Annotated in this window: 18 protein-coding genes and 1 pseudogene; 10 read left to right on the top strand and 9 right to left on the bottom strand. The window is 65.5% G+C overall.

Annotated features, from left to right (window positions below; genetic code table 11):
• Positions 1-161: 161 nt before the first annotated feature.
• Both ACVIYL_RS40460 and otnC read right to left on the bottom strand, forming a co-directional pair.
• Positions 162-347, bottom strand: coding sequence for a hypothetical protein (locus ACVIYL_RS40460; RefSeq protein ID WP_456781209.1), 186 nt, complete (start codon positions 345-347; stop codon positions 162-164).
• A gap of 123 nt (positions 348-470) precedes the next feature.
• Complete coding sequence (otnC, locus tag ACVIYL_RS40455; RefSeq protein WP_456781208.1) at positions 471-1127, bottom strand: 3-oxo-tetronate 4-phosphate decarboxylase; 657 nt, start codon at positions 1125-1127, stop codon at positions 471-473.
• Between otnC and ltnD the strand changes: the two genes are divergently transcribed.
• From ltnD to ACVIYL_RS40425, 6 genes are all read left to right on the top strand, one after another.
• Positions 1099-2235: an L-threonate dehydrogenase gene (ltnD, locus tag ACVIYL_RS40450; RefSeq protein ID WP_456781207.1), complete on the top strand. Its 1137-nt coding sequence runs from the start codon at positions 1099-1101 to the stop codon at positions 2233-2235. The genes otnC and ltnD overlap by 29 nt on opposite strands.
• A 12-nt stretch (positions 2236-2247) precedes the next feature.
• The gene (gene otnI, locus ACVIYL_RS40445) at positions 2248-3030 is read left to right on the top strand and encodes a 2-oxo-tetronate isomerase (protein WP_456781206.1); all 783 of its coding nucleotides are present in this window, start codon (positions 2248-2250) and stop codon (positions 3028-3030) included.
• Positions 3027-4316 carry a 3-oxo-tetronate kinase gene (gene otnK / locus ACVIYL_RS40440; protein WP_456781205.1) on the top strand — a complete coding sequence of 430 codons (1290 nt, stop codon included), beginning with the start codon at positions 3027-3029 and terminating at the stop codon, positions 4314-4316. The genes otnI and otnK overlap by 4 nt, the downstream gene beginning before the upstream one ends.
• 169 nt (positions 4317-4485) lie before the next feature.
• On the top strand, positions 4486-6177 hold the full coding sequence (locus tag ACVIYL_RS40435; RefSeq protein ID WP_456781204.1) for a methyl-accepting chemotaxis protein: 1692 nt from the start codon (positions 4486-4488) through the stop codon (positions 6175-6177).
• 384 nt (positions 6178-6561) lie between these two features.
• Positions 6562-9741, top strand: a complete 3180-nt coding sequence (locus ACVIYL_RS40430) for an efflux RND transporter permease subunit (RefSeq protein WP_253609625.1) — start codon at positions 6562-6564, stop codon at positions 9739-9741.
• Positions 9728-10930: an efflux RND transporter periplasmic adaptor subunit gene (locus ACVIYL_RS40425; RefSeq protein WP_057017653.1), complete on the top strand. Its 1203-nt coding sequence runs from the start codon at positions 9728-9730 to the stop codon at positions 10928-10930. The genes ACVIYL_RS40430 and ACVIYL_RS40425 overlap by 14 nt, the downstream gene beginning before the upstream one ends.
• 183 nt (positions 10931-11113) lie before the next feature.
• Here the strand turns inward: ACVIYL_RS40425 and ACVIYL_RS40420 are convergent, their stop codons facing one another.
• Positions 11114-12625: an acetyl-CoA acetyltransferase gene (locus ACVIYL_RS40420; RefSeq protein WP_456781203.1), complete on the bottom strand. Its 1512-nt coding sequence runs from the start codon at positions 12623-12625 to the stop codon at positions 11114-11116.
• A gap of 142 nt (positions 12626-12767) precedes the next feature.
• Positions 12768-13901: a nitronate monooxygenase gene (locus tag ACVIYL_RS40415; RefSeq protein ID WP_456781202.1), complete on the bottom strand. Its 1134-nt coding sequence runs from the start codon at positions 13899-13901 to the stop codon at positions 12768-12770.
• Between the two features lie 278 nt (positions 13902-14179).
• Here ACVIYL_RS40415 and yghU point away from each other — a divergent pair, with 278 nt between their 5' ends.
• Positions 14180-15058, top strand: a complete 879-nt coding sequence (gene yghU / locus ACVIYL_RS40410; RefSeq protein ID WP_456781201.1) for a glutathione-dependent disulfide-bond oxidoreductase — start codon at positions 14180-14182, stop codon at positions 15056-15058.
• Between the two features lie 68 nt (positions 15059-15126).
• On the opposite strand, the gene ACVIYL_RS40405 is transcribed toward yghU, so the two are convergent.
• From ACVIYL_RS40405 to ACVIYL_RS40385, 5 genes and pseudogenes are all read right to left on the bottom strand, one after another.
• A complete protein-coding gene (locus ACVIYL_RS40405; protein ID WP_456781200.1) occupies positions 15127-15402 on the bottom strand; it encodes a GNAT family N-acetyltransferase in 276 nt (91 codons plus the stop codon).
• Between the two features lie 11 nt (positions 15403-15413).
• Positions 15414-16028: a flavin reductase family protein gene (locus ACVIYL_RS40400; RefSeq protein WP_456781199.1), complete on the bottom strand. Its 615-nt coding sequence runs from the start codon at positions 16026-16028 to the stop codon at positions 15414-15416.
• A gap of 293 nt (positions 16029-16321) precedes the next feature.
• A pseudogene (locus ACVIYL_RS40395) lies at positions 16322-17597 on the bottom strand (acyl-CoA dehydrogenase family protein).
• A gap of 174 nt (positions 17598-17771) precedes the next feature.
• Entirely contained in the window at positions 17772-18149 is a 378-nt protein-coding gene (locus ACVIYL_RS40390) for a VOC family protein (protein ID WP_057015741.1), read from the bottom strand.
• Positions 18150-18494: 345 nt separating this feature from the next.
• A complete protein-coding gene (locus ACVIYL_RS40385; RefSeq protein WP_016845858.1) occupies positions 18495-19277 on the bottom strand; it encodes an SDR family NAD(P)-dependent oxidoreductase in 783 nt (260 codons plus the stop codon).
• A 151-nt stretch (positions 19278-19428) separates the two neighbouring features.
• On the opposite strand from ACVIYL_RS40385, the gene ACVIYL_RS40380 reads away from it, so the two are divergent.
• The 3 genes from ACVIYL_RS40380 to ACVIYL_RS40370 are packed head-to-tail and all read left to right on the top strand — an operon-like array spanning position 19429 to position 21632.
• Positions 19429-20220, top strand: a complete 792-nt coding sequence (locus ACVIYL_RS40380) for an enoyl-CoA hydratase/isomerase (protein ID WP_018270541.1) — start codon at positions 19429-19431, stop codon at positions 20218-20220.
• Positions 20217-21200, top strand: a complete 984-nt coding sequence (locus ACVIYL_RS40375; RefSeq protein ID WP_456781198.1) for a phosphotransferase family protein — start codon at positions 20217-20219, stop codon at positions 21198-21200. The genes ACVIYL_RS40380 and ACVIYL_RS40375 overlap by 4 nt, the downstream gene beginning before the upstream one ends.
• Positions 21201-21260: 60 nt before the next feature.
• On the top strand, positions 21261-21632 hold the full coding sequence (locus ACVIYL_RS40370) for a DUF6285 domain-containing protein (RefSeq protein ID WP_456781197.1): 372 nt from the start codon (positions 21261-21263) through the stop codon (positions 21630-21632).
• Positions 21633-21770: the final 138 nt, after the last annotated feature.

Here is a 21770-nt window from a genome sequence, read left to right as displayed (position 1 = left end):
ACGCTCGCACCTCCAGCGACAAAGGCTTTGCCTTTGCGCGGGGATGACGCCAGTGTATGCGGTGCGCGCAATCCAGCCCGTAGCCCGGATGAGCGCAGCGACATCCGGGGCGTCCCGCATATCGCTGCGCTCATGCGGGCTACTGATCCAGCCCACGCAGCCTACTTGCTCTCGTCGATCTTCTCGACCTTGGCGGCGAGGTCCGGCACGCGGCTGACGCGATAGGTCGCGTTGCTGCATGTCAGCGTCCAGGCCTCGTTGTCGGGCTTGGAGAGCTTGTCGTCCCGCTCGGCCTTGAGCGGCTTGTCGCAAGGATAGCCCTGCGCGCGCAACTGGGTTGCCAGCATGCCTTGCAAAGTCTCTTCGGTCCGTCCGTCCGACGCCGCAAGGCCGACGGCAAACGGTATCGCTAACGCCAAGCCTGTGAATCTCATCACGACTGTCTTCCGCATATCGATCCTCCGCTTGATCTAGTGAGGGTGATCCGGCAGCACGAGCCCGAACGTCCTGGTCAAATCCGCCACCTGGTCGGGCGACAAATAGCGCGGGTTCAGCCCGCGCAGCAGCAGATAGAGCTTTGCGGTTTCCTCCAGCTCCTCGGTCGCGAACACCGCCGCTTCCAGCGTATCGCCCGACACGACGGGCCCATGATTGGCGAGCAGCACCGATGAATATTTCCCGGCCAGCCCCCGGATCGCGTCGGCAACGGCGGGATCGCCGGGGCGATAATAGGGCACCAGCGCGGTCTGGCCGCACTTCATGACGTAATAGGCCGTCATCGGCGGCAGCGCGGCGCGCGGGTCGATCTCCGGCAGCATCGAGAGCGCGACCGAATGGGTCGAGTGCAGGTGCACCACGGCGCCGGCCGTCGTGCGGGTCTGGTAGAGCGCGGTGTGCAGCGGCACTTCCTTGGTCGGGGCGTCGCCGGAGACCAGCCGGCCGTTGTCATCGAGCCGTGACATTTTCGCCGGATCGAGGAAGCCGAGCGAGGCGTTGGTCGGCGTCACCAGCCAGCCGCCGTCCGCGAGCCGGACGCTGATATTGCCCGAGGAGCCCGGCGTCAGGCCGCGCTCGAACAGCGAGCGGCCGAAGCGGCAGATGTCCTCACGAAGCTTTGTTTCGCTCATTCGGGTTCGCTCGTGGCGCCATCCTTGGCGCTATCCGTTTTCCGCTTTGTCTCATGCTTTGGCAGCGCGGCCAAGCCGTGATAGGCAAGCAGCAACGAGCATGATCCGGGCCCGGAAGGCCGCGCTGGCGCAAAGTGGCAGCCGGTTTTCCGAAAAGGTCACGCTCAAACAACTAAAAATGTTCAGGGATCGCCACATGTCCAGTTCCGCAACATCACGTGTCGCCGTCATCGGGCTGGGCTCGATGGGATACGGCATGGCGACCTCGCTCAGGCGGGCCGGTTTCGAGGTGACCGGCTGCGACGTCACGGCCGATGCGGTGGCGCGCTTCGTCGCCGACGGCGGCAAGGGCGCCAAGTCGCCGGCCGAGGCGGCCCGGGATGCCGACATTGTCGTCAGCGTCGTCGTCAATGCAGCGCAGACTGAAGCGATCCTGTTCGGCAAGGACGGCGTCGCCGAGACCTTGGCCAAGGACGCGGTCTTCATCTCCTCGGCGACCATGGACCCTGATATCGCGCGGCGCCTCGCAAAGCAGCTCGAGGCGACCGGCCGGCACTATCTCGATGCCCCGATCTCCGGCGGCGCGCAGCGCGCGGCGCAGGGCGAATTGACGATTCTCGCGTCCGGCAGCACCGCGGCATTTGCGAAGGCGCGGCCGGCGCTGGATGCGATGGCGGCAAAGCTCTACGAGCTCGGCGATGCCGCGGGGCAGGGCGCCGCGTTCAAGATGATCAACCAGCTGCTGGCCGGCGTGCATATCGCGGCCGCCTCCGAGGCGATCGCCTTCGCCGCCAAGCAGGGGCTCGACATCCGCAAGGTCTATGAGGTGATCACCGCCTCCGCCGGCAATTCCTGGATGTTCGAGAACCGCATGCCGCATGTGCTCGACGGCGACTATGCGCCGCGCAGCGCCGTCGAAATTTTTGTGAAGGACCTCGGCATCATCCAGGACATGGCGCGCAATGCACGCTTCCCGGTGCCGGTCTCGGCCGCGGCCTTGCAGATGTTCCTGATGACCGCGGCCGCCGGCATGGGCCGCGACGACGATGCGTCGGTGGCGCGGATGTATGCGCAGGTTACCGGCACCAAGCTTCCAGGCGAGAAATAAGAGGATCCTGCAATGCCCCGTTTTGCCGCCAACCTCACCATGATGTTCAACGAGGTCCCGTTCCTCGACCGCTTCGAGGCGGCGGCGAAAGCGGGCTTCACCGCGGTCGAGTTCCTGTTTCCTTACGACCATCCGGCCGAGGAGGTCGGCAAGCGGCTGAAAGGCAACGGGCTGACGCAGGCGCTGTTCAACTTGCCGCCGGGCGACTGGAACGCCGGCGAGAAGGGGTTTGCCGCGCTGCCGGACCGTTTCGCCGACCTCCAGCAAAGCCTGAAGACCGCGCTGCCCTATGTGCAGGCGACCGGCGTCAAGCGGGTGCATCTGATGGCGGGAATAGCCGACCGCAGCGATGCCAGGGCGGTCGCCGCGTTTCGCAAATCGGTCGCCCATGCCGCAGAGTTCTTCGCGCCGCACGGCCTCGACGTCGTGATCGAGCCGATCAATCCGCGCAACGTGCCCGGCTACTTCCTCAACGACTTCATCTTCGCGCGCGATCTGATCAACGAGCTTGGTATCGCGAACCTGAAGCTGCAGTTCGACATCTACCACTGCCAGATCATCCATGGCGACGTCACCATGCGGCTGCGTGAAATGATGCCGATCATCGGCCACGTCCAGATCGCGTCGATCCCCTCGCGCAACGAGCCCGACGGCGAGGAGCTGAACTATCCGTTCCTGTTCGGCGAGCTCGACCGGCTCGGCTACGGCGGCTTCGTCGGCTGCGAGTACAATCCGCGCGGCAAGACCACCGACGGTCTCGCCTGGTTCAAGCCCTATGCTGGAGTGAAGCCGTGACGCGAGCCGGAAAGCTGTCTCTCGGTTGCATCGCCGACGACTATACCGGCGCCTCCGACCTCGCCAACACGCTGACCCGCGCCGGCCTGCGCACGGTGCAGACCATCGGCGTGCCTGCGGACGATCTCGCGCTGCCCGAGGTCGACGCCGTCGTGGTGTCGCTGAAGAGCCGTTCGATCGAGGCCGGCCTCGCCGTGACGCGTTCGCGCGCAGCGGAGGCCTGGCTGCGCGGCCGCGGCGCCGAACATATCCTGTTCAAGATCTGCTCGACCTTCGATTCAACCGATGCCGGCAACATCGGCCCCGTGATGGACGCGCTGCGCGCCGATTCCAGGGATGCCATCGTGCTGGTGACTCCGGCATTCCCGGAGACCGGCCGCACCGTCTACCAGGGCAATCTGTTCGTCGGCTCGGTGCCGCTGAACGAGAGTCCGCTGAAGGACCACCCGCTCAACCCGATGCATGATTCCAATCTGGTTCGCGTGCTGGCGCGGCAAAGCACGACCAAGGTCGGCCTGGTCGATCTGGCGACGCTGAGCCGTGGCGCGGACGCCGTCCGGGCAAAGCTCGCCGAGCTCACGCAAAGCGGCATCGGCGCCACCATCGTCGATGCGGTGTTCGACCGCGACCTCGAGACCATCGGGCAGGTCGCGCTGGATCACCGTCTTTCAGTCGGCGCTTCCGGGATCGGGCTTGGCCTGGCGCGGGCGCTGGTCGCCGCGAGCAAAGCCAAACCGGACACCGCGGATGCGATGCTGGCGACGCCGGTCGGCGGCCCGGCGGCGTGCCTTGCCGGCAGTTGCTCGCAGGCGACCCTGCGCCAGATCGCAAACGCCGAGAAGGTGATGCCGGTCCTGCACCTCGATCCCGAGCAGGTGGTCGCCGGCAAGGACGAAACGCAGCGTGCGCTCGCCTGGGCCAGAGACCGGCTCGGGGCGGGGCCAATCCTGATTGCGAGCAGCTCGACCCCGGATCAGGTGGCAGCTGTGCAATCCCGTCATGGTCGCGATGCAGCCGGGCATGCCATCGAGCAGGCGATGGCCGACATCGCGGATGGTCTGGTGCAGTCGGGCGTGCACAGGCTGGTGGTCGCCGGTGGTGAAACTTCGGGCGCCGTGGTCGATCGCCTGCGCATTCCTGGATTCCTGGTCGGTGCGGAAATCGCCGCCGGCGTGCCGGTTCTGCGAGCGGTCGGCGCCGGGAGAGGCGAGATGGTGCTTGCCCTGAAATCAGGCAATTTCGGCGGGCCGGAGTTTTTCTCGGATGCGCTCGTGTTGATGCCTTGATGCGGCTGGCGCGCATCATGCCACGGTGTCGAAGAGCGCCTCCGTAGTTCAACGGGGAACCAAATTAACCCTACTTAAGGAGGGGGGCTGGCTTTGATGTCTGCGGCGTCCCGCCACGCCCCAGCCATTCGATCGGGCTTCGCGAGCCCGATATCAAGAGACCCCCACGATGTTCGCCAAATTCTCGATCCGCGCCAAGATTATTGCCGTGGTTGCGTTCCTGCTTGTCGCGATGACGGGCATGGGCCTGCTCGCGGTCGTGAATTTACGGTCGATCAACGCCAACACCGTCGACATCACGACGAGCTGGCTGCCGAGCGTGCGTGCGCTCGGCGATCTGCGCGCCGGCGTCATCACCTATCGCAACGTGATCCGCGAACACATGCTGTCCGAGACGCTGGAGGACAAGCTCGCGCAGGAGAAGACCCTGACCTCGGTGGTCGACGCCAACCTCAAGGTCCGCGCGATCTACGAGCCGCTGATCGCGACCCCCGCGGAGCGCGCGCTCTACGATCAATGGGTCGATGCCTGGACCCGTTACAAGAAGGGCACCGAGGAGGTGATGGCGCTGTCGCGCAGGGATGTCGGCAAGGCCCCGCACGATGCCCATGAGCTGAACGCCAAGACCGTCAACAAGATCGGCCTCGAGGCCGACGAGATCCTGCGCAAGGACATCGAGCTCAACAATGCCGGCGCCGACAAGGCGGCGCAGGACGCGGCAAACAGCTACGCGTCTGCCGTCATGCTGCTTGCGATGATCCTTGGCGCCGCCATCATCGTCGGCGTTGGCGTCAGCTTCCTGATGATCCGCGACGTCTCGGCCGGCATCGCCTCGATCGTGAGCCCGATGCAGGCGCTGGGCCGCGGCGACCTGACCGCAAACGTCCCGCATCAGGGCGAGAAGTCCGAGATCGGCGCGATGGCCGATACGCTGCAGGTGTTCAAGGAAGCGCTGGTCGCCAAGAAGGCGGCCGATGAAGCCGCCGCTGCCGACGCCGATGCCAAGATCGAGCGCGGCCGCCGGGTCGACACCATCACCCGCAATTTCGAACAGATGATCGGCGAGATCGTGCAGACCGTGTCGTCGGCCTCGACCCAGCTCGAAGCCTCCGCCGGCACGCTGTCGTCGACCGCCCGGCGCTCGCAGGAGCTGACCACATCGGTTGCGGCCGCGTCCGAGGAGGCCTCGACCAATGTCCAGTCGGTGGCGTCGGCGACCGAGGAGCTGTCGTCGTCGGTGACCGAGATCAGCCGCCAGGTGCAGGAGTCGGCACGGATGGCCGGCGATGCCGTCGGCCAGGCGCGCACCACCAACGATCGCGTCAGCGAGCTGTCGAAGGCCGCCGCGCGGATCGGCGACGTCGTCGAGCTGATCAACACCATTGCCGGCCAGACCAATCTGCTGGCGCTGAACGCCACCATCGAGGCGGCACGCGCCGGCGAGGCCGGCCGCGGCTTCGCCGTGGTGGCGTCCGAGGTGAAGGCGCTGGCCGAGCAGACTGCCAAGGCGACCGGCGAGATCGGCCAGCAGATCGCCGGCATCCAGACCGCGACCCAGGAGTCGGTCGGCGCGATCAAGGAAATCTCCTCGACCATCGAACGGCTGTCGGAAATCTCGTCCACGATTGCGGCCGCGGTCGAAGAGCAGGGCGCGGCGACGCAGGAAATCTCCCGCAACGTGCAGCAGGCGGCGCAGGGCACCCAGCAGGTCTCGGCCAACATCTCCGACGTCCAGCATGGCGCCAACGAAACCGGCTCGGCGTCGAGCCAGGTGCTGTCGGCGGCCCAATCGCTCTCGGGCGACAGCAGCCGCCTCAAGCTCGAGGTCAGCAAGTTCCTCGACGCCGTCCGCGCCGCCTGATCCGGCGGCGCCGCTGCTCGGGCGGCCGCCATCCTTCGCCTAACCGATGCCGACGTGGTGGGCTGACCCGGCCCACCACGTTTTACATTTTCGCAGGGCAGCGATGCGTTAACCTCGCGTCGGCCGAAATAGCATCCTCGGCCGGCTCGCATTCGCAGCAGAGCCGTCTCTTTTTGACGATGATCCGCACGCGATCGACGGCACGGCGCCCGGCACGGTCGCTCGGAGCGCGCAGCCTCACGCACTATGCCGAGGAAGTGAAAGCCGCCGCGGCTCCGCGGGTTGGCGTTTTGCCCGCCATCGGGTAAATCGGCCGCTGCGGAACGGCTTTTGCAATGTCGATTCCTCTGCCTGGGCGGGCTTCATTTCGGGAACGCTTCTTTTATGATCGCACTGGTCCGTATCGCGCTGAGCCGGCCATATACTTTCGTCGTGCTCGCGATCCTGCTGCTGATTATCGGACCGCTGGCGGCGTTGCGCACGCCGACCGACATCTTCCCGGACATCCGTATTCCGGTGATCGGCGTGGTCTGGCAGTACACAGGCCTGCCGCCGGACCAGATGTCCGGCCGCATTACCACGCCGTTCCAGCGCGCGCTGACCACGACCGTCAACGACATTGAGCACATCGTCGCCAATTCCTATAACGGCGTCGGCATCATCAAGATCTTCTTCCAGCCCAACGTCGACATCCGCACCGCCAATGCGCAGGTCACCGCGATCTCGCAAACCCTGCTCAAGCAGATGCCGCCGGGCGCGACGCCGCCGCTGATCCTGAACTACAGCGCCTCGACGGTTCCGATCATCCAGGTCGCGCTGTCGGGCGAGGGACTGACCGAGCAGAACCTCGCCGATATCGGCATCAACCAGCTGCGCACGCCGCTGGTCACGGTGCCTGGTGCGGCGATCCCGTATCCGTTCGGCGGCAAGCAGCGCCAGGTCCAGATCGATCTCAATTCGACCGCGCTGCAGGCGCGCGGCCTGTCGGGCCAGGACGTCGCCAATGCGCTCGCCGCGCAGAACCTGATCACGCCGGTCGGCACGCAGAAGATCGGCAATTTCGAATACACCATCAACCTCAACAACTCGCCGCTGCGGCTCGAGGAGCTCGGCGACCTGCCGATCAAGCAGGTCAACGGCGCGATGGTCTATGTGCGTGACGTCGCCTCGGTCCGCGACGGCAACCCGCCGCAAACCAACATCGTCCATGTCGACGGCAACCGCTCGGTCTTGATGATGGTGCTGAAGGCCGGCGCCACCTCGACGCTCGATATCATCTCCGGCATCAAGCAGAAGGTAATCGAGGTCAAGGACCAGATGCCGGACGCGCTGAAGATCGGCTTCATCGGCGACCAGTCGGTGTTCGTCCGCGGCGCGATCACCGGCGTCGCCTTCGAGGGCGTGATCGCCGCGCTGCTCACCAGTATCATGATCCTCTTGTTCCTCGGCAGCTGGCGCTCGACCGTCATCATCGCGGTGTCGATCCCGCTGTCGGTGCTCGGCGCCATCATCATGCTGTCCCTGATCGGCGAGACGCTGAACATCATGACGCTCGGCGGCCTCGCGCTCGCGGTCGGCATCCTGGTCGACGACGCCACGGTGACGATCGAGAACATCAATTATCACCTCGAGCAGGGCAAGCCGGTCGAGCAGTCGATCCTCGACGGCGCCAACCAGATCGTGACGCCGGCCTTCGTCTCGCTGCTCTGTATCTGCATCGTGTTCGTGCCGATGTTCTTCCTCACCGGCGTGGCGCGCTTCCTGTTCGTGCCGATGGCCGAAGCGGTGATGTTCGCGATGATCTGGTCGTTCATCCTGTCGCGCACCCTGGTGCCGACCATGGCGAACTATCTGCTGCAGGCGCATGTGCATCATGAGGGCTCGCCGCCGAAATCGCGCAATCCTTTGGTCTGGTTCCAGCGCGGCTTCGAGGCGCGGTTCGAGCGCATCCGCGCCGGCTATCGCGGCCTGCTCGCGATGGCGCTCGGTCATCGCACGGTGTTCGTGAGCTGCTTCCTCGCGGTCGTCGCCGCGTCGTTCCTGCTGGTGCCGTTCCTCGGGCGCAACTTCTTCCCGTCGGTCGATGCCGGCAACATCCTGATGCATGTCCGCACCCAGGTCGGCACCCGCGTCGAGGAGACCGCCAACCAGCTCGCCGACATCCAGAAGGCGATCCGCAAGCTGGTGCCCGGCGAGATCGAGACCATGACCGACAACATCGGCATGCCGATCTCCGGCATCAACATGACCTACAACAACACCGGCGTGATCGGTCCGCAGGATGGCGACATCCAGATCCGCCTCAAGGAAGGCCACAAGCCGACCGAACAGCATGTCCGCGCACTGCGTGAGCAATTGCCGCGGCTGTTCCCGGGCACCAGCTTCGCGTTCCTGCCGGCCGACATCGTCAGCCAGATCCTGAACTTCGGCGCGCCGGCGCCGATCGACCTGCAGATCCGCGGCGCCAATCTCGAGGCCAACTTCGCCTATGCCAACAAGCTGCTGGCCGGGATCAAGCGCATCCCCGGCATCGCCGATGCGCGGATCCAGCAGTCGCCGAACAACCCGACCTTCAACATCGATGTCGACCGCACCCGCGCACAATATGTCGGCCTGACCGAGCGCGACGTCACCAACTCGCTGGTGGTCAACCTCGCCGGCTCCTCGCAGGTGGCGCCGACCTATTATCTCAATCCCGATAACGGCGTGTCGTATTCGATCGTGATGCAGACGCCGCAATACCAGATCGACTCGCTGAGCGCGCTGCAGACCCTGCCGATCACCGCGACCGGCAACACCCAGGCACCGATCCTCGGCGGCATCGCCGACATCAAGCGCGCGACCTCGAGTGCGGTGGTGTCGCAATATGACATCCAGTCGCTGGTGCAGATCTACGCCACGACGCAAGGCCGCGATCTTGGCGGCGTCGCGACCGACGTGCGCAAGCTGATCGCCGACACCGCCAAGGAGGTGCCGAAGGGCTCGTCCGTGGTGCTGCTCGGCCAGGTGCAGACCATGAACTCGGCCTTCACCGGCCTCTTGTTCGGCCTGCTCGGCGCCGTCGTGCTGATCTACTTCCTGATCGTCGTGAACTTCCAGTCCTGGTCGGACCCGTTCGTGATCATCACGGCGCTGCCCGCTGCGCTCGCCGGCATTGTCTGGATGCTGTTCACGACGGAGACCACGCTGTCGGTTCCGGCGCTCACCGGCGCCATCATGTGCATGGGTGTGGCGACGGCCAACAGCGTGCTCGTGATCAGCTTCGCCCGCGAGCGCTATGAGGAACTCGGCGATCCCGTCGCGGCGGCCCTGGAAGCCGGCTTCGTCCGGTTCCGCCCGGTGCTGATGACCGCGCTTGCCATGATCATCGGCATGGCGCCGATGGCGCTGGGGCTGGGCGAGGGCGGCGAGCAGAACGCGCCGTTGGGCCGGGCCGTGATCGGCGGCCTGATCTTCGCCACCTTCGCGACGCTGATGTTTGTTCCCGTGGTATTCAGTATGGTACACAAGAAGCAAGGCGCCAAAGCCGCCGCCTCATCGGAGATTCCGCATGCCGCCCACTGAAAAGCGCCCCCCGGTCTCACGCCGGAAGCTGGGCATCTTCGGCGTGGTGGCCCTGGTCGGGGCGGGCCTGATCGTCGGCACCGGGATCCGCGCCCGTGAGGAACAGGACACGCGGCTGAAGGAATGGACCGACGACCAGGCCATTCCGACCGTCGCGGTGGCGCTGCCCAATGCCAAGGCGCTGAGCCCCACGATCGACCTGCCGGGCCGGCTCGAGGCCTATTCCCGAGCGCCGATCTATGCCCGGGTATCCGGCTATCTCAAGAACTGGGACGCCGACATCGGCGCCCGCGTCAAGGCCGGCCAGGTGATCGCCGAGATCGAGGCGCCCGACCTCGACCAGCAATTGCTGCAGGCGCGCGCCGATCTCGCCAGCGCCCAGGCCTCGGCCAAGCTCTCCGAGGCCACGTTGAACCGGCGCAAGACGCTGGTGGCCTCGAACTTCGTCTCCGCCCAGGAGATCGACGAGCGCACCGCCGACCTTTCCAACAAGAACGGTGCGGTCAAGGCCGGCCAGGCCAACGTCGAGCGGCTGGAAGCGCTCGCCGGATACAAGAAGATCACGGCGCCGTTCGACGGCGTGGTGACCTCGCGCGACACCGACGTCGGCGCGCTGATCAACGCCGGCGGCAACTCGGGCCCGGCGATGTTCACGATCTCGGACATCACCAAGCTGCGCGTCTATGTCAACGTGCCGCAGAACTACGTCCCGGCGATCAAGATCGGCGCCAAGGCGACGCTGGCGCTGCCGGATTACCCGAACCGCACCTTCCAGGCGACGGTGGAAGCCTCCTCGCAGGCGGTGGATGTCGCCTCCGGCACGACGCGAATGCAGCTCGGGCTCGACAATTCCTCCGGCGAATTGATGCCGGGCAGCTATGCCAGCGTGAAGCTGAACCTGCAGCGCGAATCCACGCCGCTCAGCATTCCCGCCAGCGCGCTGATCTTCAACAGCAGCGGCCTGCGGGTCGCAACCGTCGGTCCTGACGACAAGGTGCTGTTCAAGACCGTGAAGATCGGCCGCGACCTCGGCAAGGAGATCGAGATCGCCACCGGCCTCGCGCCCGACGACCGCATCATCACCGCCCCGCCGGACGGACTCGCCGACGGCGACCATGTCCGCGTCACCGGTGCCGGCGCCAAGGGCAAGCCGACCACGGCATCCGAAAAGCAGGACGTGAAGGGGTAGGGGAGGACAGGTAAGCTCGTTCCTGCCTCTCACCTCAAGCCGCTTGCTCTGCCGTCATCCTGAGGTGCGCGCCCTTGCGCGCCTCGAAGGATGGGATCACGACGGTGTTCGCAGCCCATCCTTCGAGGCTCGCTCCGCTCGCACCTCAGGATGACGGCGGATTTTGCGGCGTGGCAGGAATTGTTACCCCATCCGCCATTCCAGCATGCCATCGCCGGCGGTGACGATGTTGCCCGTGGTACCGACCGGCGTGCGATCCATGTCCTGCAGATAGGCCAGCGTTGCCGTGTCGCTCGCCGGGATGCGGCCGAGCGTGCGGCGGCCGTCCTCGGCGCGCAGCATGGTGACGCCGTGCTCGACCTCGCCATTGGCGCGATAGATCACGGTGAAGGCCTCGACCTTGCCTTTGCCCGCAGCCTCGGCGGTGAAGTCGGGCACGTTGCGCCTGTTGCGGTCGGCCTCCGCCTGCACGCTGGTATCCTGCTTGAGCGCACCGTTCGGCGCCGCGCGCGACAGCACGAGGCCATGATGCTTGGTGACGAAGCCGCCCTGGCCGTAGAGCAGGCCGAGCGCGCCGCCGCTTCTCAATTTGCGCACCATCGCGCAGGCCGAGTGAGTCATGTAGGTGTTGAGCGGCGCGCCGAAGAACGTCAGACCACCCGTCACGGTCGGCTGCACGTCGGCACCGAGGCCGAGCGTCCGGCGCGCCATCTTCGGCACGCAGGGGAAGCAGCTATAGAGCTCGATCGCGTCGAACTTCTTGCCGTCGCCGCCGACGAGATCCATCACCGCCTTCAGCACCGCGGTCTGCGCGTGGCTTTCGACGAACTGATCGCGGATCAGATAGTCGCGCGGCTCTTCCGCCGAGGCGCCGCCGAGCGGATAGATCAGCTTGTCCGCCGGCACGCCGGCCGCGCGCGCTTTCGCGAGGCTGGTCAGGATCAGCGCGCCGCCCATGTTCACCGTCGGGTTCGCCACCATCAGCTTTGTATACGGCCAGGCGATCATCCGGTTGTCGGGCGTGGCCGTGGTGATCTCGTCGCCGGTGAACGTCTTCTTCAGCCACGAGTTCGGATTGTCGGCCGCGACGCGCGCATAGGTCGACCATAGCTCGCCCGATTCCTTCAGCGCATCGCGCGGCGTCTGGCTCCAATGCGCCGATGTTGCGGACTCGTAGAGCGGATAGACCGTGATCGGCCTGAACACGCCGAGGCTCACGGCCATCGGCTTCTGGAACGCGGCGCCGCGCTTCGGCTCCTCCACGTCGTGCGCGAACGGCGTCCACGGCAGCTCCACGCCGGCGCGCTGCGCCTTGGTCGCGGTCGACTGCGCCTCCGCGCCGCAGACCGCGGCAACGCTGCATTCGCCGCGTGCGATGCGCTGCGCCGCCTCATGCAAATAGCGGATCGGGCTCTCGCCGCCGACCGGGCCGTAATAGAGATGCGCGGGCGCAATGCCGAGCCGCTGCGCCAGCTGCTTCTCGGGATCGCGGTAGCGCCAGCTCAGGAAGTTGACGACGTCGAGCGACTGCACGTCGGACAGCAGCCTGGCGCCGCTGTCCGCCTCGGCGCGCTTCAGCGCCTCCTCAAGCAGCGTGAGCGGCTCGAGGCCGGCGGCGATGTCCTTCGGTCGATCGACGATCTCGCCGACGCCGACGATGACGGGAATGCGGTCTTCGGGGATGCTGTTCGACATTCTTGTTGGTTCACTCTGCGGTCTTGGACTCGATGGTTGTTTTGGGGCGTCATTGCGAGCGAAGCGAAGCAATCCATGTTCCGATACGGGGAAAGGCGGATTGCTTCGTCGCTTCGCTCCTCGCAATGACGGGGAGGGATCGTCACTCCGCCACCAGCGCGTTCATGTGCTCGACGGCCTCGACGAACTCTTCCTTGAACTCCTGCACCACGGTGCCGGCGGATTTGACGCTGTCGATCAGGCCGACGCCTTGGCCGACGAAATAGCTGACGAGATCGCGGGCCTTCTCGTTACCACCAGCTGCGGCGCGGTCGATGGCGTTGAAGGCGTCGCGGCTGATGATGCTTTGCAGCGGCATCGGCAGCGCGCCGGGGCTTTCCGGCGAGCGGTCCCAGGCATCGGTCCAGACCGAGCGGAGCTGCCGCGCCGGCTTGCCGGTGCGGCCCTTGGAGCGGATCGCGTCGCGCGAGGAGGCCGCGATCATCTTCTCGCGGAAGATCTCCGAGGTCTCCGATTCCACCGTGGCCAGCCACACCGAGCCGGTCCAGGCGCCCGCCGCGCCCATCGCCATGCAGGCCGCCATCTGGCTGCCGGTCATGATACCGCCGGCGGCGAGCACCGGCACGTCGCGGATTCTTTTGACCGCCTTGATCACCTCGGGCACCAGCACCATGGTCGAGACCTCGCCGCAATGGCCGCCGGCCTCGGTGCCCTGCGCAACCAGGATATCGACACCGGCCGCGACCTGGCGCAGCGCGTGCTCCTTGGAGCCGACCAACGCCGCCACCGGCACGCCGTGCTTGCGCCCCATCTCGATCATCGCCTTCGGCGGCACGCCGAGCGCATTCGCGATCAGCCGGATCGGATGCCGGAACGAGACCTCGAGCAGTTGCAGCGCAGTCTCGGCGTCGAACGGCTGCGGCTGGTTGTCGGCGACGTTCCGGCTGGTCAGCTCGATGTCGTATTTCTTCAAGAGATTGCGGGTGAAGTCGCGATGCTCCTGCGAGACCCGCGCCTCGAGGCTCTTCCAGGTGACGTTCTTCTCGCCCGCGGTCGAGATGTTTTCCGGGATCAGCACGTCGATGCCATAAGGCTTGCCGTCGACATGCGCGTCGATCCACGTCAACTCCTGCTCCAGCGTCTCCGGCGAATGCGCGGTCGCGCCGAGCACGCCGAAGCCGCCGGCGCGGCTGACCGCCGCCACCACGTCGCGGCAATGGCTGAAGGCGAGCAGGGGGAAGTCTACCCCGAGCATGTCGCAGATCGGTGATTTCATGGACTGGTTCTCTCCCGGCGGCTGCTTCTTGTGCTTGTTGGCGTCAGCCGCTGCAACGCTAGCGCATCACGGTCCGCGAAGCCAAGCGGGTTTCGGCCACGGCGATCTTGCGTGCAGGCGCTGCTCCGGCTGCATCCCTCGCGGTGCATTCCGCTGGATAGAAAATGCGATCGCGCGGGGTGGGCAAAGCGCAGCCCGCGCACCATCTACTGCGGACATGGGATGGGCACGGCGGCCGCCGCGCCACCCGGCAAGAACATGAATCGGGAGCCAACGACGTGAATGACATTCCTGCCTACGAGCCGCCGAAAGTCTGGACCTGGAACAAGGAAAGCGGCGGGCGCTTCGCCAGCATCAACCGTCCGATCGCCGGTCCCACACACGACAAGGAACTGCCGGTCGGCCGCCATCCGCTGCAACTCTACTCGCTGGCGACGCCGAACGGCGTCAAGGTCACCGTGATGCTGGAAGAGCTGCTGGCGGCGGGTCACAAGGGCGCGGAATACGACGCCTGGCTGATCAAGATCGACGGCAACCAGTTCGGCAGCGGCTTCGTCGCGGTCAATCCGAACTCGAAGATTCCGGCGCTGATGGACCGCAGCGGGAAGGAGCCGGTCAGGGTGTTCGAGTCGGGCTCGATCCTGGTTTACCTCGCGGAAAAATTCGGCGCGTTCCTGCCGACCGACGTCAAGACCCGCGCCGAAACCTTCTCCTGGCTGTTCTGGCAGATGGGCGCCGCGCCCTATCTCGGCGGCGGCTTCGGGCATTTCTACGCCTATGCGCCGACCAAGATCGAATACGCCATCGACCGCTTCGCGATGGAAGTGAAGCGCCAGCTTGACGTGCTCGACCGCCGGCTCGCCGACAACGAATATCTCGCGGGCCATGTCTACACCATCGCCGACATGGCGGTGTGGCCGTGGTACGGCAGCCTTGCCAAGGGTCTGCTCTATGGCGGCGGCGAATTCCTCTCGGTCCAGGACTACAAGAACGTGCAGCGCTGGACCGATGCGATCGCGGCACGGCCCGCGGTGAAGCGCGGCCGCATGGTCAACCGCACCTGGGGCGAGCCGTCGAGCCAGCTCCATGAGCGCCACGACGCCAGCGATTTCGAAACGAAGACGCAGGACAAGGTCGGCGAGCCGGTGGCGTCGTGACGAAACGCGTCATGGCCGGGACAAGCCCGGCCATGACGAAATGACAGCTTTGCCAACCCGCCCTGCGATCACCCCAACAGATCGTCATACTCCGGATGCTTCTTCATGAAGCCCTGGATGAATTCGCATTTCACGACGAGCTTGATGCCCTGCGCGCGGACGGCGTCGAGCGTGGCGCGGGCGAGCTTGGAGCCGATGCCGCGGCCGCCGAGCTCCGCCGGCACCTCGGTGTGAACCAGCGTGATCGTGTCCGGCGTCTTGAGGTAGACCACGAAGGCGGTTGAGCCGTCGACGGCGAGCTCGAACCGGCTCTGCGCTTCGTTGTCGCGGAATGTTTCGCTCATTGTCTGATCCTCTATTTCTTTGCGCCCTCGGCCGCGGGGAACACCACGCGGTCGTCGGTGCGGCAGTAGCGGTCGGCGAACATGCGGCCGATCGGGTGGTAGCGCTCCATGTGGACGCGCATCGCCTCGCGGTCCCACAATTCGTCGCGGATGTGGAAATGGATGCCTTCGCCCATGATCAGCTGGCGGTCGCCATTGACGTCGATCAGCTTCCAGGTCTTGCACTCCATCGCGAAAGGCGCATCCGCAAGCCGGGGCACCGCGATCTTGCTCGATGGCGCGAGCTTCAGGCCGAGATAATCGGGCTCGCTGATCTCGGGCGGGAAGTCGCCGGAGGTCTCATGCATCGCTTGCGCCAGGGGCTCGTCGGTCAGGTTGACCACGAATTCGCCGAGACGCTGGATGTTGACCAACGTGTCCTTCTCGCGGCCGTCGGGCCGGCGATTGACCGCAAACATGCAGAGCGGCGGATCTTCGCAGAACACGTTGAAGAACGAGAACGGCGCCGCATTGACCACGCCGTCCGCGCTCGTGCTCGTCACCCAGGCGATCGGCCGCGGCAGCACGAAGGAGGTCAGCACCTTGTAGCGTTCGCGCTGGGTGAGGTCGCTTGGGGAATATTCCATGGGAATGTCCGGAAGTTCGTAGGGCGGGTTAGGGGAGCGTAACCCGCCGCGACCGGACAGCAAAGTAAAAGGCGGGACACGCTCGCGCGAACCCGCCTTGCAGACTTGCTTGTTTGTTCCTTGGAGCGCTCTTCCCTTACCTCGCCCCGCCTGCGGGGAGAGGTCGGATCGCATCGTCAGATGCGATCCGGGTGAGGGGGATTCTCCGCGAGACTATCTCTCACCGTGCTTTCGGAGGCGGCCCCTCATCCCGGCCTTCTCCCCGCAAGAGCGGGGAGAAGGAGAAGAAGCGACTACGGCATGCTCAGCTCGTGGCGGCCGACCACCATCCAGTGCACCTCGTCCGGACCGTCGGCGAAGCGGAGATGGCGGACGTCCTGGTACATTTCGCCGAGCGGCGACCACTGCGAGATGCCGGTGGCGCCATGCATCTGGATCGCCTGGTCGATTACCTTGCAGGCGCGCTCGGGCACCATGGCCTTGACCATCGAAACCCAGACCCGGGCTTCCTTGTTGCCGAGTACGTCCATCGCCTTGGCCGCCTTCAGCACCATCAGCCGCATCGCTTCGATCTCGCAACGCGCCTGGGCGATGATCTGCATGTTGCCGCCGAGATGGGCGATCTTCTTGCCGAAGGCCTCGCGGGTCAGGCCACGCTGCACCATCATGTCGAGCGCCTTCTCGGCCTTGCCGATGGTGCGCATGCAGTGATGGATGCGGCCCCGGTCCGAGGCGGACCTGCGAGATCTCGAAGCCGCGGCCTTCGCCGAGCAGCATGTTTTCCTTCGGCACCTTGCAATTGTTGAAGCGCAGATGCATGTGGCCGCGCGGCGCGTGGTCGTGGCCGAACACATGCATGGGCCCGAGGATCTCGACGCCGGGGGTGTCGATCGGCACCAGGATCTGCGACTGCTGCTTGCTCGGCGCGGCATCGGGATTGGTCTTCACCATCACAATCATGATCTTGCAGCGCGGATCGCCGGCGCCGGAGATGTAATACTTCTCGCCGTTGATCACCCACTCGTCGCCGACGAGCTTTGCGGTGGTCGAGATGTTCTTGGCGTCGGAGGAGGCGACGTTCGGCTCGGTCATCGCATAGGCCGAGCGGATCTCGCCATTGAGCAGCGGCTTCAGCCACTTCTCCTTCTGCGCCTTGGTGCCGACGCGCTCCAGCACCTCCATGTTGCCGGTGTCGGGCGCCGAGCAGTTCATGGTCTCGGAGGCCAGCGGGCTCTTCCCGAGCTCGGCGGCGATGTAGGCGTAGTCGAGGTTGTTGAGGCCTTCGCCGGTTTCTGCATCGGGCAGGAAGAAGTTCCAGAGGCCGACTTCCTTGGCCTTGTCCTTGGCCTTCTGCAGGATCGCGAGCTGCTCGTCCGTGAAGCTCCAGCGGTTGGTCTTCTTCTCGCCGGCGCGATAGAACTCGACCGACATCGGGTCGACCGTGTCACGGATGAACTGCTTCACATGGTCGTAGAGCGGGCGGACCTTGTCCGACATGCGCAGGTCATTGAGCTCGTCGCCCGGACTGAGCGTGTAGTTCGTGGTGCGCGGCACATAGGCATGTTTCACTGTCTTTTCTCCCTCGCGAAGGCGCGTTTCGCGGCGGACAATAGACGCGTGCGACGCCAAGCGCGAGTACCGATTTTCCGATCACCTCTACCGCATCGCGGAATTTAGCGACGGCGTTTCAAACGTTGTTTGAACGCCGCCGCGTGCAGCGTGAAAGATTCCGGCGGACGCCGGTTAGCTCATCCGGTGCATCGCGCAGATCTTGTTGCCGTCGAGGTCGCGCAGATAGGCGAGATAGAGCTTCACGCCAGAACCTTCCCGTACGCCCGGCGGGTCCTCGCAAGGCTTGCCGCCATTGGCGACGCCGGCCGCGTGCCAGGCATGGACCTGCTCCGGCGAAGAGCAGGCAAAGCCGATCGTGCCGCCATTGGCATGCGTCGCCGGTTCGCCGTTGATCGGCTTGGACACCATGAAAATGCCGGCCTTAGTGAGGTACATGATGCGGTGACCGTCAACCCGGGCCGGCCGGACATCGAGCGTGCCGAGCAGCGCATCATAGAACGCCTTGGCCTTGTCCAGATCGTTGGTGCCAACCATCACGTGTGAAAACATCTGAAATATCCTCCCTGCTTGTTAAAAGCCGCCTCATTGCGTCCCTTGCGGCTCAAACGCTAGCAGCAGTTTTGCCGCGACGGAAGCGACGCTGCGTCGCGCGTTGTTCTATCCGTCGCTCTCCGGCCGTCATTCCACGCCGCGCAACTGCGCCGCGAGGGTGCGGATGTATGACTCAACCGCGCGCCACGTATTCGGCGTCGTCCCGTTGAAGGCCGGGACCCATAACCACCGATGTCATTTGTGGTGCGATGCTGGTACGACGAGTCCCGTTCACAACATCCGCCGCGGCGTATGGGTCCCGGCCTTCGCCGGGACGACGGCGTTGATGCGGCAAGAGCCGGGCTAGAACGCCGTGTACCCGCCGTCGATCACAAAACAATCCGCCGTATGATAGGACGACGCCTTGCTCATGATGTAGACGGCGATGCCGCCGAAATCGCTCGGCTCGCCGAAGCGGCGCAGGGGGATGCGCGGCATCACATTGGCGACGAACTTGTCGTTGGCCATGATGCCGGCGGTCATGTCGCTCTTGATCCAGCCGGGCAGGATCGCGTTCGCCGTGACGCCGTGGCGCGCGAGCTCGACGCCGAGTGCGCGGCACAGCGCGTTCAGCGCCGCCTTGGTGCCGGCATAGTGCTCGTTGCGCGCGGTGCCGAACAGCGAGGCGAGGCTCGAGGTCGCGACCAGCCGGCCGAACTTGTCGCCGGCCTCGGCGCGGTCGGTCATGTGGCGTGCCGCAGCCTGGAATACGTGAAACACGCCGTCGAGATTGGTCGCGAACATCTTGCGCCATTCCTCCTCGGTGCGGTCGATGAAGGCTCTACGTCCGCCGCCGCCGATGCCGGCGTTGGCGAAGCAGCCGTCGACGCGGCCGAAGGTGTCCAGCGTCGCCTTCATCGCGGTCTTGACCGAGCCGGGATCGCTGACGTCGCAGAATTGCGTCGCGACCTTGCCTGGGCCGGCCTTCATCGAGGCCGCGGCGTTGGCATTTTTTTCCGCGTTGCGGCCCCAGATCGAGACGTTGCAGCCGGCGGCGTTCAGCGCCTGCGCGATGCCGAGGCCGATGCCGCCATTGCCGCCGGTGATGACAGCGACGCGGCCGGTGAGATCGAAGATGCCACTCATTGGGGTTTCCATTTGGTTTGGTGCGCGCTAATCACGCGTTCACGGATGGGCTTGCCGCCGACCATGGACAAGCCCGGCACAAAAATCAAATATGGGTCGAAGCATCGACCTACCGCGGTACCCGCCGCCGAAACAAGGTGAAGAGGAAACCATGCAGTTCAAACACGTCACGCTCGACTTCGACGGATCGGTCGCGATCCTGAGGCTCGACCACCAGGAAGTCATGAACGCGGTCTCGATCGACATGCTGGGCGGGCTTGCCGAGGCGCTCGATGCGATCGACGACAAGCGCGACGAGGTGCGCTGCCTGGTGATCACGGGCGCGGGCCGTGCCTTCTGCACCGGCGCCAATCTGCAGGGCCGCAACCAGCAGAAGCCCGGCAAGAGCAATGCCGGCGCGGCGCTGGAGACCGCGTTCCATCCGTTCCTGCGCCGATTGCGTAAGCTGCACTGTCCGATCGTGACGGCGGTGAACGGCCCGGCCGCCGGCGCCGGCATGAGCTTCGCCCTGATGGGCGACCTCATCCTGTGCGCGCGCTCGTCCTATTTCCTGCAGGCGTTCCGCCGCATCGGCCTGGTGCCGGATTGCGGCTCGACCTGGCTGTTGCCGCGGCTGATCGGCAAGGCGCGCTCGGTCGAGCTGTCGCTGCTCGGCGAGCGGCTGCCGGCCGAGAAGGCGCTGGAGTGGGGTCTCGTCAACCGCGTCTATGACGACGCCGCGCTGATGGAAGAAACCATGAAGCTCGCGCACGATCTCGCCAACGGCCCGACGGTGGCGTTGTCGCTGATCCGCAAGCTCTATTGGGACAGCCCGGAAAATACCCTCGAGGATCAGCTCAATCTGGAATTCGAGTCGCAGCGCCTTGCCGGTAGCGCCGAGGATTTCAAGGAAGGTGTCACCGCATTCCTCGAGAAGCGGCCGGCGAAGTTCAAGGGCAAATGATCGAGACCGAGCTCACCCGCTGCGTCGCCTCGTTTCATCCAGGCGCAACCGGCGTCACCGGCGCGGCAAAACTCTCCGGCGGCGCCAGCCAGGAGACCTGGTCGTTCGACATCGTGCACCCGAACGGCACTGTCGGCGCGATCCTGCGCCGCGCGCCGCCGGGCTACGGTGCCGCTCCGGGCCGCGCCGCCGGCCTCGATGCCGAGGCGACGCTGATGCAGCTCGCGCATGACGCGGGCCTGCCGTCGCCGAAGGTGATGCATGTCTTGAGGCCGGAGGACGGCCTTGGCCGCGGCTTCATCATGGCGCGGGTCGAAGGCGAGACCATCGCGCGGAAAATTTTGCGCGACGAGGGATTTGCCGGCGCGCGGCCGATTCTCGCCCGCCAGCTCGGCCGCGTCATCGCCGGCATCCATGGCCTGCCGAAGGCCAAGCTGCCGAAGCTGCGCAGTCTGACGGCGACCAAGGAGATCGAGGATATCGCCCGCGAATATCACAGCTTCAACTGGCCGCGGCCGGTGTTCGAGCTGGCGTTGCGCTGGCTGCGCGATCACGATCCCGGTCCGTCGTCCGAGATGACGCTGGTGCATGGCGATTTCCGCCACGGCAATCTGATCATCGGTCCCGACGGGGTGCGCGCGGTGCTCGACTGGGAGCTCGCGCATACCGGCGATCCGATGGAGGATCTCGGATGGATCTGCGTCAACTCATGGCGCTTCGGCGAGATCGACAAGCCGGTCGGCGGTTTCGGCACGCGCGAAGATTTGTTCGCGGGCTATGAGGAAGCCGGCCGCAAGGCGGACCCCGAGCGCGTGATGTTCTGGGAAGTGATGGGCACGCTGCGCTGGGGCGTGATGTGCTGCGGCATGATGCAGCGCTTCCGAAGTGGCCCGGATCACTCGATGGAGCGCGCGATGATCGGGCGGCGCGCGTCGGAGACCGAGATCGATCTGCTGCGGTTGCTGGCGCCGCGCGCATGATCCCGAAACGTGGAGACCGGTTTTCGGAATCGATCATGCGCAAGAAAGAGAGCAAGTGACATGCAGGACGAACCGACACCCACCGAACTGATCAAGGCCGTCGCCGATTTCCTGCGCAGCGAGATCGCGCCCGCGATCAAGGGGCACAACGGCTTCAAGCTGCGCGTCGGCATCAACGCGCTCGACCTGGTGACGCGGCAGCTCGCGCTCGCCGAGGCCGGCGATGCGACCGAGGCCGCGCGGCTGAAGCAATTGCTGGGCACCGACGGGACGCTGATGGAGCTGAACCGCGTGCTGTCAAAGAAGATCGCAGGTGGCGAGGTCGATCTGAAAACGCCGGGGCTATCGGAGCATCTCTGGCAGACCACGCTGGACAAGCTCGCCGTCGACCAGCCGAACTACGCGTCATACAAGCGGGAGCTCGAAAAGTAGGATGGGTAGAGCGAAGCGAAACCCATCACGACACGCGGCAAGCGTCGATGGGTTTCGCTGCGCTCTACCCATCCTACGTCGTCATGACAGGATCGCCGTCATTCCGGGATGGTGCGTCAGCACCAGCCCCGGAATCTC

Source organism: Bradyrhizobium sp. USDA 3315, from assembly GCF_054056795.1.
The sequence above is the reverse complement of the archived record's forward strand: the minus strand, read 5'-3'. Positions and strand labels throughout refer to the sequence as shown.

Excerpts from the sequence above, each read along its gene's own strand:
- ACVIYL_RS40460 (WP_456781209.1), bottom strand. The coding sequence starts at position 347 with ATGCTGGCAACCCAGTTGCGCGCGCAGGGCTATCCTTGCGACAAGCCG.
- ltnD (WP_456781207.1), top strand. The coding sequence starts at position 1,099 with ATGTCCTCACGAAGCTTTGTTTCGCTCATTCGGGTTCGCTCGTGGCGC.
- otnC (WP_456781208.1), bottom strand. The coding sequence starts at position 1,127 with ATGAGCGAAACAAAGCTTCGTGAGGACATCTGCCGCTTCGGCCGCTCG.
- otnI (WP_456781206.1), top strand. The coding sequence starts at position 2,248 with ATGCCCCGTTTTGCCGCCAACCTCACCATGATGTTCAACGAGGTCCCG.
- ACVIYL_RS40435 (WP_456781204.1), top strand. The coding sequence starts at position 4,486 with ATGTTCGCCAAATTCTCGATCCGCGCCAAGATTATTGCCGTGGTTGCG.
- ACVIYL_RS40430 (WP_253609625.1), top strand. The coding sequence starts at position 6,562 with ATGATCGCACTGGTCCGTATCGCGCTGAGCCGGCCATATACTTTCGTC.
- ACVIYL_RS40425 (WP_057017653.1), top strand. The coding sequence starts at position 9,728 with ATGCCGCCCACTGAAAAGCGCCCCCCGGTCTCACGCCGGAAGCTGGGC.
- ACVIYL_RS40420 (WP_456781203.1), bottom strand. The coding sequence starts at position 12,625 with ATGTCGAACAGCATCCCCGAAGACCGCATTCCCGTCATCGTCGGCGTC.
- ACVIYL_RS40415 (WP_456781202.1), bottom strand. The coding sequence starts at position 13,901 with ATGAAATCACCGATCTGCGACATGCTCGGGGTAGACTTCCCCCTGCTC.
- ACVIYL_RS40405 (WP_456781200.1), bottom strand. The coding sequence starts at position 15,402 with ATGAGCGAAACATTCCGCGACAACGAAGCGCAGAGCCGGTTCGAGCTC.
- ACVIYL_RS40400 (WP_456781199.1), bottom strand. The coding sequence starts at position 16,028 with ATGGAATATTCCCCAAGCGACCTCACCCAGCGCGAACGCTACAAGGTG.
- ACVIYL_RS40390 (WP_057015741.1), bottom strand. The coding sequence starts at position 18,149 with ATGTTTTCACACGTGATGGTTGGCACCAACGATCTGGACAAGGCCAAG.
- ACVIYL_RS40385 (WP_016845858.1), bottom strand. The coding sequence starts at position 19,277 with ATGAGTGGCATCTTCGATCTCACCGGCCGCGTCGCTGTCATCACCGGC.
- ACVIYL_RS40380 (WP_018270541.1), top strand. The coding sequence starts at position 19,429 with ATGCAGTTCAAACACGTCACGCTCGACTTCGACGGATCGGTCGCGATC.
- ACVIYL_RS40375 (WP_456781198.1), top strand. The coding sequence starts at position 20,217 with ATGATCGAGACCGAGCTCACCCGCTGCGTCGCCTCGTTTCATCCAGGC.
- ACVIYL_RS40370 (WP_456781197.1), top strand. The coding sequence starts at position 21,261 with ATGCAGGACGAACCGACACCCACCGAACTGATCAAGGCCGTCGCCGAT.